A 17051-nucleotide genomic window follows, 5' to 3' on the forward strand; every position below is an offset into this window, starting at 1 on the left:
CCCCATGCATCGCTTGCTGATCGCCGTGGCGCTGTTGTTGCTGACCCCGCTGGCCATGGCCCAGGCCTATAAATGGACGGACGCCAGCGGCACCGTGCATTACTCGGAAACGCCGCCGGCTCAGGGCACCAACTACAAGAAAGTGAAAACCACCGGCACGGTGGAGGCCCCTGTCCCGGCACCGGTAGCCAACACCGAAAACAGCGAGCCGGCCCCGGCGCCCGCCAAGGCGGTGGCCGACACGCCGGAAAATCGCGCCACGCTGTGCGCCTCGCTGAAATCCAACCTCGCCGCGCTGCAGGCCAGCGGCCCGGTGGTGACGCAGCAGAACGGCAAGGACACCGCGCTCGACGCCGACCAGCGCAAACAGCAGACAACGACGGCACAGGCGCAGTACGACCAGTACTGCCAGGCCAGATAACCGCTGCCGCGGGAGCACGACCGGGCTGCCCGGCGTGCCCCGCCGCATCAGCGGGGCTGCCGGCGGGCCGCTACAATGGCCGACTCCCATTACGCCGGAACCGCTCGCATGCGCCTCAGCCAATTCCACCTGGCCACCGTCAAGGAAGTCCCCGCCGACGCCGAAATCGCCAGCCATCGGCTGATGCTGCGCGCCGGCATGATCCGCAAGCTCGCCTCCGGCCTGTACACATGGAGTCCGCTTGGCCTGCGCGTGCTGCGCAAGGTGGAACACATCGTGCGCGAGGAAATGAATCACGCTGGCGCCATTGAAATGCTGATGCCCTCGGTGCAGCCGAGGGAATTATGGGAAGAGACCGGCCGCTGGGAGAAGTTCGGTGGCCAGTTGCTGAAAATCAAGGATCGCAAGCAGCAGGAATTCTGCTACGGGCCGACCCATGAAGAAGTCGTCACCGATTTCGCCCGCAACGAGCTGAAAAGCTACAAACAGCTGCCAGTCAATTTCTATCAGATCCAGACCAAATTCCGCGACGAGATCCGCCCGCGTTTCGGCGTGATGCGCGCGCGCGAATTCCTGATGAAAGATGCCTATTCGTTCCATCTGACCCAGGAGTCGCTGGCCGAGACCTACGCGGCGATGTACCAGGCTTATGTGCGCATATTCACGCGCCTGGGCTTGACCTTCCGCGCCGTGCAGGCCGATACCGGTGCCATCGGCGGCAATGCCAGCCACGAATTCCAGGTACTGGCCGATTCCGGGGAAGACGCCATCGTGTTTTCCGATGGCTCCGATTACGCCGCGAATATCGAGAAGGCCGAAGCGCTGGCCCCGACCACGGCCCGCGCTGCGCCCACCGCCGCGTTGCAGCGCGTCGACACACCCACCCAGAAAACCATTGCCGACGTCGCCGGTTTCCTCAAGGTCACCCCGCAACAATGCGTGAAGACTTTGCTGGTACGTGGCCGTGACGGCCTGGTGGCGTTGTGCCTGCGCGGCGATCACGAGGTCAACGAGGTGAAGGCCGGCAAACTGGCTGAGCTGCCCGGCGAATCGGTACTCGCCAGCGAAGAGGAAATCCTTGCCGCCACCGGCACCCGGCCGGGCTTCATCGGTCCGGCAGGCCTGCCCGATGGCATTCCGGTGATCGTCGACCGCGATGCCGCCGTGCTCGCCGACTTCGTCTGCGGCGGCAACGCCGACGGCAGCCACTACACCGGCGCCAACTGGGAACGCGATGCCCGCGTCACCCGCATCGCCGACCTGCGCAACGTGGTCGAGGGTGACCTCTCACCCGACGGCGAGGGTGTGCTGCACATCGTCCGCGGCATCGAGGTAGGCCACGTGTTCCAGCTTGGCCAGAAGTACGCCGAGGCGCTCGGGGCGACGGTGGTGGACGACGGCGGCAAGCCGCAGCTGATGACCATGGGCTGCTACGGCATCGGTGTCAGCCGCATCGTGGCCGCCGCGATCGAGCAGCGCCACGACGACGCCGGTATCCTGTGGCCCGAAGCGATGGCGCCATGGCGGATCGCCGTGTGCGTGATCAACCCCAAGAACCTGCCCGCCGTGAGCGAGGCCGCCGAAGCGCTGTATCAGTCACTGGTCCGGCAAGGTATCGAAGCGGTGCTCGATGATCGCGGATTGCGTCCCGGCGGCATGTTTGCCGACATGGAACTGATTGGCATTCCGCATCGCGTCGTGGTCAGCGAACGCGGCCTGACCGCCGGCACGCTGGAATATCGCGCCCGGGCTGAAAACGAAAGCCGCCAGCTCAGTCAGGACGAGTTATTTGCCCTGCTTGGCTGATGCGACACGCGCAGTTAATGGAAACGGCTGCCTGGTGCAGCCGTTTCTGCATTTTGCGCGATGGAATGGGGCTCGCGCTTTAATGGACTTCACGGTGCGTAATTAACCACGCTTAATGTAAAAGCGTCTTCACATGGTGAACCGCGCTTTACAAGCATTCCGGTAATCAGCGAGAATCATTGTTGCAACAGCATCCAATCGGCCAGGCGCTATCCCCGTAATCGCTGCATCATAGCCACGCCATAGCCATTCTTTTATTTGCCGACACTCACCCGGGAGTCAATCATGGCCGTCGATATCAAGAGTCTCAATCACACCCAGCTGAATGACCTGATCAACAAGGCACAGGTCCGCCAGAATGAATTGCGCAAGGAAAAAGTCGTCAAGCTGCGCGAGAAAGTCAACGCGTTGCTGAAGGCCGAGGGTTATACCTTCGAGGACATTTTCGGCGGCGGCCGCGGCAAGGCCAAGCGCACCACCAGCCCGGTCGCGCCGAAGTACCGCAATCCGGCCAATCCGGCGCAGACCTGGTCCGGCCGTGGCAAGCGTCCGCATTGGTTCAACGATGCGCTGAAGGCGGGCAAGAAAGAAAAGGATCTTGCGATCTGATCGCTGGAGACTCCTTTGGATAACGAAACGCCGACCTCGTGTCGGCGTTTTCTTTTTTGGATGACGCGGATTTAACTCGGGCAATGCGCCATGCCGGGTTCGTTGCCATGAAAGGCGTTATAGCGACCGTCGTGGCGAAACCAGCAGATCACCGAACATCAATCCGGCCACCAGCGAAACCAGCAAGGTCAGCAACAGCAATCCGGTATCCATGCCCAGTGATGTGTCCCGCTCCAGCAGAAAGGACATGCTGCGAAAACCCACGCTGCCTGGCACCAGCAACAGGATGCCCGGTTCGCGGATAACCGCGCCGGGCCGGTCGGCGTATCGCGCGTAAATGTTGGCGAAGGCGCCCAGCAACAATCCACCCAGGAACACGCCAAACGGCGCGGCCGGCAGCGAGCCGGAAATCGCACCGCCCCAACGCGTCGCCAGATAACCGACAACCACCGCCACGATCACCGCGGGCCAGTCGCGCCGCGCTGCACGGAAGAGGATGGCAAAGGCAACCGCCGCGGCCAGCAAGGCCGGATAGTCGGTCCATGCGGGCAGCGCCGGCAGCGCGAAATCGCGCGCCACGATACCGAACGCGGCACACAACTGGGTCGCCGCGATGGTGCCGAAGGTGAGCTTGAGCAGGGTCGACATGGCGCCGCCCATGCGTGCCATGCCGGAAACCAGGTGCTGGCTGGAAATCTCGCGCACCGCGGTGGTCAGCGACATGCCCGGGATCAGGATGATCAGGCTGGCCAGCACCACCGACTTGATCGCCAGCGGCACCACGAACGCACTCACCACGATCGTCACCGCGGTGGCCACCAACGCGCAGATCGCATCGCTGGCCACCGCCAGCCGTGGCCGGCTGGCGGCCAGCAGAGTGATTCCGCCAATCATCAGTCCGATGGCGGCGGCGACCAGCAGATCCACCCACGAACTGTGCAGGAACAACGCCGCGATACTGGCGGCGGACAGGCCGTAACTGGCGATCAAACCGAGCTTCTCGCGGCGTGTATCGGGCAGGCCCAGCGCGCGCAGCAGGCGGAAACCCTCGCGCAGACCCAGTTCGCCGGCAATGGCGCGATCGGCGATGTCATCCGCCTCGCACAAACGCTCCAGGTTCACCTCGCCGGGCGCCAATCGCATCACCTGGGTGGTCTGCGCCACACCCTCCTCGCCCTGGGCCAGATCGGCGAATGAAATGATGATCGCCGTCGGGCTGGACCACACGTCGGCCGAGAGCCCCAACCGCTGTGCCGCTCCGGCAACCGCCATTTCCAGCCGCGGCGCGGAGGTGCCGTATTGGTGCAGCCGCCGCGCCAGCTCCAGCAGGAAGGCGATGCGGGTGGTCAGCGCCGTGGTGGCGAACTGCTGCTGGCTGATGGTGTCGCCCGCACTCATGCCGCTGCGCGCACCTGCAAGGTGGTGCCGTCGACCGCAACCACTTCCACGGTGCTGCCCAGCGGCAGATCCGGTCCGCTGACCAGCCACTGCCCATCACCCACGCGCGCCTTGCCGCGACCGTTGACGATCGGCTCGATCAACTCGTAACGCCGGCCGATCATCTGCTCGCCGCGGCGGTTCAGCCGCTCGTCGCCGGGTGCGCGACGCTCCAGCCGCGGTCGCAGCCAACGCGCGTAAGCCACGCAGAATGCAAAGACCAGCAGCCCGAACAGCACGGCCTGCGCCAGCGCTCCCAGCGCCGGCACCGCCCACAGCACCACGCCCATCGCTGCGGCGGCCAGGCCGATCCACAGCATGAAATAGCCGGGCAGCAACAGCTCGCCGGCGATCAGCAAAAAGGCGAGTATCCACCACAGGTAATGTGTCGACAGTTCCCACATGATCGTGGCCTCAGCGCAGCGGCGGTTGGTTGATCGACTTCTGCTGCTGGCCCAATGACTCCTTCGCCAACTCGGCGATACCGGCCAGCGAGCCGAGGATGCCGGTGGCCTCGATCGGCAACAGCAGCATTTTCTGGTTCGGCGACTTGGCCATTTCCTTCAACGCCTCGACATAGTTGTTGGCGACGAAATAGTTCAGCGCGTTGACGTTGCCGTTGGCGATCGAGTCGGACACCATCGTGGTCGCCTTGGCCTCCGCCTCGGCCGAACGTTCGCGCGCTTCGGCAGCGCGGAACGCGGCCTCTTTCTCGCCCTCGGCAGCCAGGATCACCGACTGCTTCTCGCCCTCCGCCTTGAGGATCGCAGCCTGGCGGAAGCCCTCGGCGTCGAGGATGTTGGCGCGCTTCTCACGCTCGGCCTTCATCTGCCGGGCCATCGCGTCGATCAGGTCGCGCGGCGGCGCGATGTCCTTGATCTCGATGCGGTTGACCTTGACGCCCCACGGATGGGTCGCCTCGTCGACGACCTTGAGCAGCTTGGCGTTGATCGCATCGCGCTGGCTCAACGATTCATCGAGATCCATCGAGCCCAGCACGGTGCGGATGTTGGTCATCACCAGCGCCAGCGATGCCTGTTCCAGGTTGGACACCTCGTAGGCCGCCTTGGACGCGTCCAGCACCTGGTAGAACACCACGCCGTCGACGCGCACCACCGCGTTGTCCTTGGTGATGACGTCCTGCGAGGGCACGTCCAGCACCTGTTCCATCATGTTGATCTTGCGTCCGACCGCCTGGTAGATCGGGATCAGGAAATGCAGGCCCGGACTCAGGGTGCGGGTGTATTTGCCGAACGTTTCCACCGTCCATTCGAAGCCCTGCGGCACGATGCGGACCAGCTTGAGCACGCCGACCACGACGACAATCACGATCACCAACGCAAGAAGCTGTCCCATTGCCTGCCCCATATCCCTGAAAGAAGATTCGAGTATAGGCGAGCGCGAGCCTGTAGGGCCCGCTGTCCGGTCCACACGATGCGGTGAAGAGGGGAAGCGCCCGCTGGGTGCTTCCCTCGCTCCTGTCACGCTAGCTGGCTTGGCGCCCCTGATGATCGCTGCGCTGCTCGATCCAGTCGTACAGCACCGGCAGCAGGATCAGGGTCAGCAGGGTCGAGGTGATCAGCCCGCCAACCACCACGGTCGCCAAGGGCCGCTGGGTTTCCGCACCCACGCCGCTGGACAGCAGCATCGGTACCAGGCCGAGGATCGCCACGCTGGCAGTCATCAGCACAGGGCGCAGGCGCAAGGCCGTGCCATGGATCACCGCGTCACGCACGGACAATCCTTTCCCGCGTTGCTCGTTCAGGAAGCTCACCAGCACAATGCCGTTCAACATCGCCACACCGAACACCGCGATGAATCCGATCGCCGACGGTACCGACAGGTATTGCCCGGTAAGCGCCAGCCCGACCAGCCCACCGATGGTCGCGAACGGCACGTTGGCGAGGATCAGCGCCGCGTGCTTCACCGAATTGAACGCGGTGTACAGCAACACGAAGATGAAAAAGATCGTGGCCGGCACGATCAGCGACAGCCGCTTCAGCGCGCGTTGCTGGTTTTCGAACGCACCACCCCACTGGCTGTAATAGCCGGCGGGCAGTTTCACCTGCTGCGCAATCGCGGCGTTGGCCTGCTGCACGAAGCCGTCGATATCGCGTCCACGCACATCCATCTGGATCACCGCGTAGCGCTGCAATTGCTCGCGGCGAATGAACGAATAACCTTCCGCCTCATCGATTTCGGCCACCTGCGACAACTGCACCAACACGCCGCCTGAAGTGCGGATCGGGATACGCCGGATCGCTGGCAGCGAAGCCTTGTTCGCATCGTCAAGCCGTACCGCGATATCGAAACGCTTCACTCCATCGAGCAGGGTCGTCACCGGTTCGCCGCCGATACCGTTCTTCACCACCGCGAGGACGTCGTCGGCATTCAGCCCATAACGGGCCAGCGCATTGCGGTCCACCTGGATACGGATCTGCGGCTTGCCGAGATTCGCCTCCAGTGCCAGATCAGCCACGCCGGGCACGCCGGCCAGCACGTTCTTGATGCGCGCGCTGAGCCGCCCCAGCTCATCCAGGTCATCACCGTAGAGCTTCAGCGCCAGCGTGGCGCGCACACCGGAGATCAGTTCCTCGATACGCATCTGGATCGGCTGGGTATAGCTCACCACCGCGGTGGGCAGCGCGCCGGACAACGTCGTCTGCATGTCCGCTTCGAGACTCTCCAGCGTCGCGCCCTCGCGCCACTCGCTCTTCGGCTTCAGCGGCGTATACACCTCCATGTAGTTCACGTCCGCCGTCTCGCCCTGCTCGGCGCGGCCGATCATTGCCAGCGTGGTGCTCACTTCGGGAAATTTCTGCTTGATGAGCGCCGACACCTGATGCGAAATGGCGATCGACTCATCCAGCGACGCGGACGGGATCGAGGTGATGCGCCACATGATGGCGCCCTCTTTCAGATTCGGCATGAACTCCTTGCCGAGGAACGGGAATAGCGCAAGGCTGCCCAGCAACACGCCTGCGGCGATACCCAGCACAGGCTTGCGATGAGCCAGAGACCACGCCAGCAAGGTGGCGTAGTGGCGTTTCAAAAATGCCACCAGCCGGGTGTCTCGCTCCTCCTTTGGCTTGAGCACCAGCGCAGCGAGCACCGGAATCAGGGTCAGCGTCAGCACCAGCGACCCGGCCATGGCGAAGCTGATGTTGAAGGCCATCGGCTTGAACATCTTGCCTTCCAGCCCTTGCAGGCTGAACAGCGGCAGGAACACCACGATGATGATCAGGATGGCGAAGGCGATCGGATTGGCCACCTCTCGCGCCGCTTCCAGCACCGCGGCGGTGCGATCCACCGGGCCACCAAGTGCCTTGCGTTCGGCCATGATGCGATAGGCGTTCTCCACCATCACCACGGCGCCGTCCACCATCATGCCGATGCCAATCGCCAAGCCCGCCAGCGACATCAGATTCGCCGACAAACCCGCCTGGTTCATGCAGATGAAGGCGATCAACATCGCCAGCGGCAAGGCCACCACAACCACCAGCGCGCTGCGGAATTCGCCGAGGAACAGGAACAGCACCAGCGCCACCAGGATCGAACCTTCAACCAGCGCGCGCACCGCCGTGCCCACCGCGGCGTTGACCAGCTCGGTACGTTGGTACACCGATTTCACCACCACACCCGGCGGCAACGACGACCTCACCGCGTCGAGCTTGGCCTTGACCGCCTCGACGACGCCTTTGGCGTTTTCGCCGATACGCGCCAGCGCCATGCCCAGCACCACCTCCTTGCCGTCACGGGTCACCGCGCCGGTGCGCGGCGCGCCCGCCTCGACGACGCTGGCCACGTCACGCACGTACAACGGAGTACCGTCGTCGGTCTTCAGCACGATGTTGCCAAGATCCTGTGCGTTGCGGATCAGGCCCTGCCCGCGCACCAGATATTGCTCGCGGCCCACATCGATGAAGTTGCCGCCGACCTGCGCGTTGTTGGCCTGCAGCGCCGCGATCACTTCCTTGAAACCGAGCTGATGCGCGATCAACTTCATCGGATCCACGCGCACCTGGTATTGCTTCTCCTGCCCACCCCATGAGGTGACGTCATCGACACCCGGCGCTGTGCGCAGGATCAGGCGGATGTTCCAGTCCTGCAGCGTACGCAGGTCCATGTCGGTCGGCGCGCCTTGGAGCGTGTCGCTGGCGCGCTCGACGGTGTACCAGAACACCTGGCCGAGGCCGGATATGTTCGGGCCCATCTCCGGCTTGCCGTAGCCGTCCGGCAGGCGATCGCTCACTTGCTGCAGGCGCTCGTTGACCAGCTGTCGAGCGAAATAGACGTCCATGCTGTCGTCGAAATTCACCGATACAAAGGACAATCCGAACAGGCTTACCGAGCGGATCTCCTCCACCTTGGGCAGGCCGGCCAGCGATGATTCCACCGGCGTGGTCAGCAGCAGTTCCACGTCCTCGGCGACGAGGCCGGCCGCTTCGGTATACACGTTGACCTGTACCGGCGTGACGTCGGGAAAGGCGTCGATCGGCAACTGACGCACGGCCTGCAAACCGAGGAAACCGATCACCGCGAAGGCGATCAGTACCAGCACCTTGTAGCGCAGCGAGAGGGCAACCAGCCGTTCCAGCATCAGTGCTCTCCCAACTGCGAGCGCAGCAGTCGCGCCTTCAGCGCGAACGCGCCCTTGCGCACATAGCTGTCGCCACGCCTGAACCCCTGGTTGATCACTGTCCAGCCTTCGCGCGTGTCACCCGCCATCACCGCCACCGGCTCGAAGCGGCCGTTGCCTTTGGCTAGAAAGACCGTCGGCTGGTTCTGCAGCAGCACGATCGACTCGGCCGGCACGGCCAGGCTTTGCACGCTGCCGGCGACTGCGATGCGCACTTCCACCAGCTCGCCGGAATGCAGCAGATCCTTGCGGTTGTCGACTTCGATGCGCACCGGCACCGTGCGGGTACGTTCGTCGGTCTGATGCGAACGACCGATTACCTTACCGACAATGGCGTTGTCATGGGCGAGGATGCGCGCACTGCCATCGGGCGTGATCCGCTCGGCGTCAGCCGGTGCCATCTGCGCCACCACCCATACCGTGTCTTCCTCGACCAGGGTGAACAGAGCGCGACCCGGCTCGACCCGTTCGCCGAGACGGAACTCGTCGGTGGTGATTCGTCCGGCGGTCGGCGCGAGCAGTTCGAAGCTGCCATCGGCGGCGGCCGAACCCTTGCGCAGCAGGCTTCCAATCTGCTCCTCGGAGAGGCCATACGCGCGCAGCTTGGCGCGCGCCTGATCACGCTGCACCTTGGCCTCGTTGTAGCGCCGTGCCGACACCGCCTGCGGCCCCAGCGCGGCGATGCGCCGCCAGTCCTGTTCGGCCACGATCAGTACGCCCTGGGTCTCGGCCACCTGCACGCTGGACAGCACCACCAGCGGCTGGCCCGCCTTCAGTACGTCGCCCAGCCTTGCCTTGCGTGCGAGCACCTGCGACTCCACCCGTGGCGACACCAGCACGGTGGAATAAGCATCGGCGCGCACTTCGCCGGGGACTTTCAGCTCGTCAACGAGCGTACGCAAGGCCAGTTTGTCGACGACAATACCGGCGTCCCTGATGGTCGCCGCATCCAGCGTCAGCGGATCTTCCGCGGCGACTTGTACCGAGGCGTGTGCTGGCTCATCGGCATACGCGGGCATGGCGCAGGCCAGCACCGCGATCCATGCCAGCTGCCACAGGCGACCTCCAATAGCGCGGCTTTTTGCAGTAGCGCAGCGTTGGCCCGAAAGCACACCGCGACGCGATGACGTGGTTCGCACGCAGGCGGCTACCTTTGGCACGCGTTGCAGAAAAAAGAATGTCATCGGGAAGCCTCCCCGGTGCGGCCATCGAGCCAGTCGTTGAGACGGCCCGCGGCAGTGAGGTAATCGAACCACGCCTGCCAGGTCTGGCTCTCCAGCTCGTGGCCGGACAATGCAGTGTCGAGGCTTTGCTTGAGCTGGGTGAGGTAATCGGATGTGCTCGTCTCGCCTGCGCGCCAGAGCTTTTCCAACAAGGCGGTGCGATCGCCGAACGCCGCCGCTCGGCCGTGGCGGAACGCCACTGCTGCTTCGCGTAGGGCGACGTAACGTATTTGCGCTTCCTGCAAGTCGGCGCGCCGAATGAACTGGCGCGAACGCAGCTGGGCTGCGGCGGCATCGGCGTCGGCATGTGCGGCTTCCACCTCGGCGCGACCGGTGTTCAATACCGGCAGCGGTATCGAGATGTTGAGCCCGATCACACGGTCGCTGATCGGCCCGTTGCGGACCCGGCCACCGGCCAGGCTCACGGTGGGGTCGGGCAGACGTGCGCGGCTTGCCACCTGCACAGCGGCTTCGGCGCTTTGCTGCAAGGCGCGCGCCTGCTGCAACTCCGGTAGGGTGTCGATGGCCAGTGGCGTGATGCTGTCGGCAACCGGCGGCAAACCCTCGGGCAACGGTGGCAGCTGTATCGTCGACTCGCCGCTGATCGCCAGCAAAGCCGCACGCGCAGCAGCTTCGTGACCGATCAGCAACGCCTGTTGCATCCCTGCCTCGGCCAGGGCGAGGCCAGCCAGATCGCGTTCGGGGCTGCTGATGTCGCCCACCTGCAGACGCTGCATGGCCAGTGCATCGAAGCGCTGCATCAGGCCCAACCGCTGCCGGCCCAGTTCGTCTTGTCGTTGGGCCAACGCAGCGGTGGACCAGGCCTTCAGCCAGCGTGCGGCGATATCCCGGCGCAGCAACACATAGCCAGCCTCGCTGACTTCTACGTCGGCCTCGCCCCGACTGGCGCGGGCGCGACGCTTGCCGGACAGATCGAGCGCCAGGCTGAGCCCGGCCACGCGCCGATCGACGTCGGCGTTCTCCGCCTCCAGCGACAGCTCCGGGTTGTACAACGGCTGCGCTGCGGCCCGTGCATGGGCACGCGCTGCGTCCAACGCCGCCCGCGCCGCCTGCACCTCGGGACTGGCCTGCCAGACGGATTGCAGCGCCTTGCGCAACGGTGCCGCAGCGGCCGATGGTGGTACGGGAAGAGGCGCGGCACCAAGCATTGCCGCATACAACAGACACACGACACCCAGCGGCGCCGAACGCAAAACAGACATGGAGCGATCTCCTGAACACGGTCACGAAGCGACCAACCGCATCCGCGGTTGCATCGCAGAACGGAGCGGTGTCAGGCGATAGGAGGACGCAACAGGGAGCCGGTGGTGTCCGGCACCAAACCCGGCGAGAGGCGCGATGACATCATCCTCGCGGCGGTTGGCGCGAGTGGCATGAGCATGCTGCTCGTCAAGGTCAGCGCATGGGCGCACGCGCAATGACAATCGCCAGCTTCGCCCAGCAGACACGCCGCATCGCCGGAAGTGCCTGCGACCGCCGAATCCGCGGTCATGCCAACGACCGCCTGGGTCGCAGCCAACCGGGCGGAGGGATCATCAGCCAGGCAGATCGAACTGGAGACCAGCTTGATCAACAGCACCGCGATAGCCAGCGCCCACAGGCCGCGATGGCGGCGCAGGCGGGTCAGCAGAGGCGTGGCGGAGCGAGTCATCGGCGCATGCTAGGCGATGAGCGCGTGTTAGACAATTGCATTGCCCGCGGCAGCATGTCGCTGACTTGATGGGTGACCCCATCGGGAGTCTTCGTCGGCGCCCTTGGGTAGCCATGAGCATGCCACGCGATGTGGGCGGCAAGATGTGCTGAACCTTCGCCTGTTTCCGTAACTCTGGAAACATGAATCCATAGCCGCCCTCACCTTCCCCAACGCGCTCGTAAAGGAGTACCGGGCTGAGGCCGCAGTGGGGCGAGGAGGCGCTCGCTACGAAAGAGCCACGCTGTCCTTGATCTGTACAGGCGAGCGGTTCGCCCGGGCCTGGCGCGGCGCAGCCGAAGGACAGCGACCAACCCGACTTACCTCGGCACCACCTGTGGCAACCGCAGGCTTACCTGCAGGCCGCCGCCCTCGCGATTGGCGAGCAGGACGCGGCCGCCGTGCGCTTCGGTGATCTCGCGCGCCAGCGCGAGCCCCAGCCCGGTGCCGGAGCGCTTGGTCGAGTAGAACGGCAGCAACGCCTGCGCCAGCACCGCTTCGCTCATGCCGGGGCCGCGATCGGCCACCTCGATCCGCCATTCGCTACCAGCCTCCAGGATCGACAGCGTGACCTCGTCATCCACTCCTTCCGCTTCATGCGCGTTCTTGATCAGGTTGATCAGCACCTGTTCGATCTGCGCGGCGTCGAAACGGCCAGGCCGGGTCGGCACATCGGATGCCAGCCGGTACTGACAATGCAGCGCCAGACCCTCGAGAAACGGCGCCCACGCCACCTCCACCAACTGCGGCGACGGCAGCTTGGCGAAGCTGGCATAGCCGGCGATGAAACCGTGCAGATGCCGGGCACGCTCACCGATGGTGGCGAACACGCCAGGCAGGCGATCGGTATCGCCGCGACGCGCCAGTTCGGCACCGGAATGCGCCAGCGACGAAATCGGTGCCAGCGAATTGTTGAGTTCGTGGCTGATCACCCGGATCACCCGTTTCCAGGTCGCCACTTCCTGCCGTGACAGTTCGCGCGTCATGCGCCGGAACAACTGCAGCCGGTGCGGCCTCCCTTGCAGGCGGAAAGCTCGCTGCGACAGGTGGAAGGTTTCCTCGCTGCCATCCATTTCCACGCTGAGCAGGGCATCCTCGCCACTTTCCACTGCCTTGCGCAGGGCTTCGGGCGAGTCGGCCAGCAGTTCGGAGAAATCCAGACCGACCAGACTGCGGCCTTCGTTGAACAGATGCCGCGAGGCGATGTTGGCGTAAGCCACCCGACCGATCGCGTCGGTCAGCACCAGCGCCACCGGCGTGTTCTGCACCACCGTGTCCAGCAGGAGTTCGCGCTGCACCAGATGCTGGCGCTGCTCGCGCAAGGTTTGCCCCAGCGCGTTGTGCATGCGGATCAGCTCGCCCAGCTCATCGCGTCGATGGACCGCAATCGAGAAGCTGAAATCACCATCGCGGTAACTTGCGACCGCCCCCTCGAGCGCCCGCAGCAGGCGACTCACGGGCGCCATCGCCAGCCCTGCCAGCCAGAAGGCCAGCGGCAACAGCACGATCACGCTGGCCAGCATGCCGCCGTAGATGCCCAGCTGCATCGGCGAACGGATCGACACGGACAGATCCTTGCGCAGCCATGACAGCAATTGCGGCAACGGCCACTGGGTGACGCCGGCGTAGATCAGCGCACCGGCTGCGCCGGCCATCAGCAATAGCAGGGTCAGGCGGCCCTGCAGCGAGTTCAGGCGACGCCACATCGGCCACGACCTCCGCGTATCGATCGCCTCAATGGCATCCGGAATCCATGGGTGTCTGCGCGCAATCGAGTGGCGCACGTCCATTTTGCCAGGCGCGGTCGTTGCCCATCACGGCGGCCTTGTCGTTTGCGCCGGGCGGCGGCTGGCTCAGCGGGCCGCTCTGGTTGCGATCCTTGAACTTGAAGTGGCTCGTGGTCGGCGAGGCCTCCGTCGACGAATGGACTCGATAACCGGCCGAGCTGGCAGGGGCTGGATGTTTCGCCCAGCTATCACTTTGCACCGCAGGCGATGTCTGCGCCATTGCCGCGCTGGCGAGCAGCCATGTCGAAGCGATCAAAAGGGAACGGTATGGCATGACAACACTCCTGCGTTTCGATATCGCCATCTTTCTACGCCATCTGCTCGACGGCAAGCGTGATCGCAAGCCGAAAAAACCTGTCGCCATCCGCCAGCGGGACGGCGCTTCTACCGGACGCACCCGGGCTTTGTCGGATCGACCTTGCATGCGGGGGTGGGTGGACCGTAATTCACCAGTGTGTTGCCACTCATTCTGTGTTTGAACGTCACAGCGCGTGCCGCGTCCTGCCCCAGCCTTGCCAAGGGCGAGGCCGGCGCGCGGTGATCGGCGAACTGAAAATGCCCCTGCGTTTCGGCTCCCGGCAATCGCGAATGCGCCAAGCCGGGTTCATGCGCGTTTTGCGCGAAGGCCCCCGCGCAAAACAGGATCAGACTCGGTACGGCCAGCATGCGGTAATCCATGTGCTTTTCTCCAGGTGGCATCACACGAACATCGGCGCCATGGCTTGCAACAAACCGGCGACTACGCCTGCGCCAGACCATAACGCTCCATCCGCCGATACAGCGCCTGTCGCGACAGGCCCAGGTGCTGTGCGGCGCGGCTGACTACGCCGTCGGCCCTGTTCAACGCCGTTTCGACTGCCTCGCGGCTGGGTTCGTCGAGATTGCGGGCAGCGGCGGTGGCGTGTTGCGGCAGGTTGAGCAGTTCCGGGGTGATCGGATTGCCGCCAGCCAGCAGCGCGGCGCGCTCGATCGCGTTTTTCAGTTCGCGCACATTGCCCGGCCACGGGTAGCCCAGCAACACTTCGCGCGCGGCATCGCCGAGTTCGGCACGACCGTCGAGGAAAAATTCGGCCAGCGGCAGGATGTCATCGTTGCGCTCGGACAACGGCGGCAGGTTCACCTCGATCACGTTGAGCCGGTAGTACAGGTCCTCGCGGAAGGTGCCTGCGCGGATCATTGCCTTGAGGTCGGCGTTGGTCGCCGACAGCACCCGCACCTTGGCCTGCCGCGTCTTGCCGGAGCCGAGCCGCTCGAACTGGCCGGTTTCCAGCACGCGCAACAGTTTCATCTGCCCCGGCAGCGGCAGGTTGCCGATCTCGTCCAGGAACAGGGTGCCGCCATCGGCCAGTTCGAAGCGGCCTTCACGCGCCTTGTTCGCCCCGGTATACGCACCGGCCTCGGCGCCGAACAGCTCCGCCTCGATCAGTTCGCCGGGCAATGCGCCGCAGTTCACCGCCACGAACGGACCGCGCTTCACCGCCGAGTTCGCGTGCATGATCGCGGCGATACGCTCCTTGCCCGTGCCGTTCGGGCCCGTAATCAGTACCGAGACATCGGACCGGGCGATCTGGCAGGCCAGGTCCAGCGTGCGCGCCATCGCCTCGGACGCAAACACCAGGTTGTCCAGGTCGTACTTGCGCTGCAGCTGCTCGCGCCGCAGGCGTCGTTCGCGCCGGCTACGCGTCATTTCGCGGGTCGACTCGGAAAGCTCCAGCAGGTTTTCCACCGTGGCCAGCAGCTTGTTGTCGTCCCAGGGCTTGGCCAGGTAGTCCGCGGCGCCGGCCTTGACCAGCTCCACGGCGGTTTCCAGGTGCGTCCATGCGGTGAGCAGGATCACCGGCAGGTCGGAATGCTGCTCGCGGATCGCGCGGAACAATGCCACGCCCTCCTTGCCCGAGGTCGTGTCGGCGGTGAAGTTCATGTCCTGAATCACCACATCCACTGTTTCACGCTGCAGCGTCGCCAGCCCTTCGTCGGGGGTCAGCGCGGTGAGAGGCCGGATCTCGTGCAACGACAACGCAAGCGAGAGCGCCTCGCCCACGGCCGGGTTGTCGTCGATGATCAGTACGGTACGCATTTTTCTTCTGCACATGCGGACATGGATGCCGCTCCAGCAATAAAGGTTGCCATGACTATGGTCACGCGTATACCCAAGCCCCGCTCACACCGACCGCGTCGCCACCACCGGTGACACCGCCGCGGCACGCAACGCCGGGCCCAACACCGCCAACTGACCGAGTATCAACATTACCAGCGCGCCCACCGGCAGATAGACCCATGGCAGGTGCGGCAGCTCGTAGTGACGCATCAACAGCAGGTTGCCGAGATACGCGAACACCATGCCTACCATGACACCCACGCTGACGATCAGCACGTTCTCCGCCAGGAAGTAGCGCAGGATATCCGCCCGCCGCGCACCCAGCGCGCGGCGTATGCCGATCTGGCGCGTGCGTTTCTGCACCCAGAAGCCGGTCAATCCCATGATGCCGATCACGGTGACGATGACCACGGCCAGGGTCACGCCTGCATAGAGCCACAGCGCCGCGCGCTGGCTCTCGAACGCCTGCGCCCGACGCTCGCTGTAGAAACTGACGCGAGCGGTGAGTTTTTCTCTCATTTTTGCGCCGAACTCGCGCTGGATCGCTGCCGCGACCCGCTTCAACACCGCGTCGTGCATCGCCGGATCAACGCGCACCGCAAAGCTCAACATGGAGGTGCTGCCGATGCGACGCGCCAGCAAGATGGTGTTGTCGGCGCGCCCGTCCGTGGCGAGGCCGAGCTGGTTGCGCAGCAGATGCCGCACGATGCCGACCACCTGATAGCCGTGACTCTGGCGATCGCTGGGATCAAGCAGCACCTTGCCCAACGCATGCCCATCGTCAAACAGCTGGTCTGCCAATGCGCGCGTGATGATGACCGGTTGCGGTGCCCCTGGATCCCACTTGCTGTTGCCTTCACCACCCATCCCGAAGTCGCGGTATTCGTCCGGCAGAAAATCCCTTCCCGCCACAAGTTGCAGGCCCAACGTCTTCACCAGCCCTTCGCCGAGATAGCCGTTGGCACCGAGCTTCACGCCATTGCCGCCCTGCAACGCCATATCCATCAGCGCGCCCGACACCATCGGCAAGCCGAATGCCGCCGATGCATCGCGCACGCCGGGTACCTGACGCAATACCTGCTCGCCGCGGCGCACTTCGGCCGCCGTCCACGGCTGCTGCCGTGAGGCCATCTGGTCGATCAGGATCAGCTCGTCGGCGGCGATCCCGCTGGGTGCCAGCATCGGCGCCAGTCGCTGCTGCACCAGAAACAGCACATTGCACAGGATGGCGCAGGCCAGGGCCACCTGTAGCAAGACCAGCGCCGGCATCAGGCTGTGCCGGCGCAGTACGGACCATTGGGTACGCATGGACATGATCAA

General features: G+C 64.7%; 15 protein-coding genes. 3 read left to right on the forward strand and 12 right to left on the reverse strand.

The annotated features are described in order from the left end of the window. Positions 1-4 precede the first annotated feature (4 nt). From ACPPVV_RS15035 to ACPPVV_RS15045, 3 genes are all read left to right on the forward strand, one after another. Positions 5-421, forward strand: a complete 417-nt coding sequence (locus ACPPVV_RS15035; protein WP_426700677.1) for a DUF4124 domain-containing protein — start codon at positions 5-7, stop codon at positions 419-421. Positions 422-529: 108 nt separating this feature from the next. Beyond that, the gene (locus ACPPVV_RS15040) at positions 530-2227 is read left to right on the forward strand and encodes a proline--tRNA ligase (RefSeq protein WP_426700678.1); all 1698 of its coding nucleotides are present in this window, start codon (positions 530-532) and stop codon (positions 2225-2227) included. Positions 2228-2512: 285 nt separating this feature from the next. Next, positions 2513-2836, forward strand: coding sequence for an H-NS family nucleoid-associated regulatory protein (locus ACPPVV_RS15045; RefSeq protein ID WP_426700679.1), 324 nt, complete (start codon positions 2513-2515; stop codon positions 2834-2836). Positions 2837-2953: 117 nt separating this feature from the next. Here the strand turns inward: ACPPVV_RS15045 and ACPPVV_RS15050 are convergent, their stop codons facing one another. The 12 genes from ACPPVV_RS15050 to ACPPVV_RS15105 all read right to left on the reverse strand — a co-directional run bounded on the left by ACPPVV_RS15050 (position 2954) and on the right by ACPPVV_RS15105 (position 17045). Next, a complete protein-coding gene (locus ACPPVV_RS15050; RefSeq protein ID WP_426700680.1) occupies positions 2954-4234 on the reverse strand; it encodes a threonine/serine ThrE exporter family protein in 1281 nt (426 codons plus the stop codon). Next, the gene (locus ACPPVV_RS15055; RefSeq protein ID WP_426700681.1) at positions 4231-4677 is read right to left on the reverse strand and encodes an NfeD family protein; all 447 of its coding nucleotides are present in this window, start codon (positions 4675-4677) and stop codon (positions 4231-4233) included. Before ACPPVV_RS15055 ends, ACPPVV_RS15050 begins: the two co-directional genes overlap by 4 nt. 10 nt (positions 4678-4687) lie before the next feature. Next, positions 4688-5629: an SPFH domain-containing protein gene (locus tag ACPPVV_RS15060; RefSeq protein WP_426700682.1), complete on the reverse strand. Its 942-nt coding sequence runs from the start codon at positions 5627-5629 to the stop codon at positions 4688-4690. Between the two features lie 130 nt (positions 5630-5759). Beyond that, positions 5760-8873: an efflux RND transporter permease subunit gene (locus tag ACPPVV_RS15065; RefSeq protein ID WP_426700683.1), complete on the reverse strand. Its 3114-nt coding sequence runs from the start codon at positions 8871-8873 to the stop codon at positions 5760-5762. Beyond that, complete coding sequence (locus tag ACPPVV_RS15070) at positions 8873-9931, reverse strand: efflux RND transporter periplasmic adaptor subunit (protein ID WP_426703252.1); 1059 nt, start codon at positions 9929-9931, stop codon at positions 8873-8875. The genes ACPPVV_RS15065 and ACPPVV_RS15070 overlap by 1 nt, the downstream gene beginning before the upstream one ends. A gap of 161 nt (positions 9932-10092) precedes the next feature. Next, positions 10093-11358 (reverse strand): TolC family protein, encoded by a 1266-nt coding sequence (locus tag ACPPVV_RS15075; protein WP_426700684.1) that lies wholly within the window; start codon positions 11356-11358, stop codon positions 10093-10095. Positions 11359-11429: 71 nt separating this feature from the next. After that, positions 11430-11807, reverse strand: coding sequence for a hypothetical protein (locus ACPPVV_RS15080; protein ID WP_426700685.1), 378 nt, complete (start codon positions 11805-11807; stop codon positions 11430-11432). Positions 11808-12166: 359 nt separating this feature from the next. Continuing rightward, positions 12167-13552, reverse strand: a complete 1386-nt coding sequence (locus tag ACPPVV_RS15085) for a sensor histidine kinase (protein ID WP_426700686.1) — start codon at positions 13550-13552, stop codon at positions 12167-12169. Positions 13553-13580: 28 nt separating this feature from the next. Further along, on the reverse strand, positions 13581-13907 hold the full coding sequence (locus tag ACPPVV_RS15090) for a hypothetical protein (protein ID WP_426700687.1): 327 nt from the start codon (positions 13905-13907) through the stop codon (positions 13581-13583). Between the two features lie 110 nt (positions 13908-14017). Next, a complete protein-coding gene (locus ACPPVV_RS15095; RefSeq protein WP_426700688.1) occupies positions 14018-14311 on the reverse strand; it encodes a hypothetical protein in 294 nt (97 codons plus the stop codon). A gap of 61 nt (positions 14312-14372) precedes the next feature. Beyond that, complete coding sequence (locus tag ACPPVV_RS15100; protein WP_426700689.1) at positions 14373-15710, reverse strand: sigma-54-dependent transcriptional regulator; 1338 nt, start codon at positions 15708-15710, stop codon at positions 14373-14375. A gap of 84 nt (positions 15711-15794) precedes the next feature. Then, positions 15795-17045 (reverse strand): ABC transporter permease, encoded by a 1251-nt coding sequence (locus ACPPVV_RS15105; protein WP_426700690.1) that lies wholly within the window; start codon positions 17043-17045, stop codon positions 15795-15797. Between the last annotated feature and the right edge of the window lie 6 nt (positions 17046-17051).

It is taken from the genome of Rhodanobacter sp. Col0626 (genome assembly GCF_049994385.1).
Classification (GTDB): Bacteria; Pseudomonadota; Gammaproteobacteria; order Xanthomonadales; family Rhodanobacteraceae; genus Rhodanobacter.

Bases quoted from the DNA above. Each gene is read 5' to 3' on its own strand.
- ACPPVV_RS15035 (WP_426700677.1), top strand. From the start codon at position 5: ATGCATCGCTTGCTGATCGCCGTGGCGCTGTTGTTGCTGACCCCGCTG.
- ACPPVV_RS15040 (WP_426700678.1), top strand. From the start codon at position 530: ATGCGCCTCAGCCAATTCCACCTGGCCACCGTCAAGGAAGTCCCCGCC.
- ACPPVV_RS15045 (WP_426700679.1), top strand. From the start codon at position 2,513: ATGGCCGTCGATATCAAGAGTCTCAATCACACCCAGCTGAATGACCTG.
- ACPPVV_RS15050 (WP_426700680.1), bottom strand. From the start codon at position 4,234: ATGAGTGCGGGCGACACCATCAGCCAGCAGCAGTTCGCCACCACGGCG.
- ACPPVV_RS15055 (WP_426700681.1), bottom strand. From the start codon at position 4,677: ATGTGGGAACTGTCGACACATTACCTGTGGTGGATACTCGCCTTTTTG.
- ACPPVV_RS15060 (WP_426700682.1), bottom strand. From the start codon at position 5,629: ATGGGACAGCTTCTTGCGTTGGTGATCGTGATTGTCGTCGTGGTCGGC.
- ACPPVV_RS15065 (WP_426700683.1), bottom strand. From the start codon at position 8,873: ATGCTGGAACGGCTGGTTGCCCTCTCGCTGCGCTACAAGGTGCTGGTA.
- ACPPVV_RS15070 (WP_426703252.1), bottom strand. From the start codon at position 9,931: ATGCCCGCGTATGCCGATGAGCCAGCACACGCCTCGGTACAAGTCGCC.
- ACPPVV_RS15075 (WP_426700684.1), bottom strand. From the start codon at position 11,358: ATGTCTGTTTTGCGTTCGGCGCCGCTGGGTGTCGTGTGTCTGTTGTAT.
- ACPPVV_RS15080 (WP_426700685.1), bottom strand. From the start codon at position 11,807: ATGACTCGCTCCGCCACGCCTCTGCTGACCCGCCTGCGCCGCCATCGC.
- ACPPVV_RS15085 (WP_426700686.1), bottom strand. From the start codon at position 13,552: ATGTGGCGTCGCCTGAACTCGCTGCAGGGCCGCCTGACCCTGCTATTG.
- ACPPVV_RS15090 (WP_426700687.1), bottom strand. From the start codon at position 13,907: ATGCCATACCGTTCCCTTTTGATCGCTTCGACATGGCTGCTCGCCAGC.
- ACPPVV_RS15095 (WP_426700688.1), bottom strand. From the start codon at position 14,311: ATGGATTACCGCATGCTGGCCGTACCGAGTCTGATCCTGTTTTGCGCG.
- ACPPVV_RS15100 (WP_426700689.1), bottom strand. From the start codon at position 15,710: ATGCGTACCGTACTGATCATCGACGACAACCCGGCCGTGGGCGAGGCG.
- ACPPVV_RS15105 (WP_426700690.1), bottom strand. From the start codon at position 17,045: ATGTCCATGCGTACCCAATGGTCCGTACTGCGCCGGCACAGCCTGATG.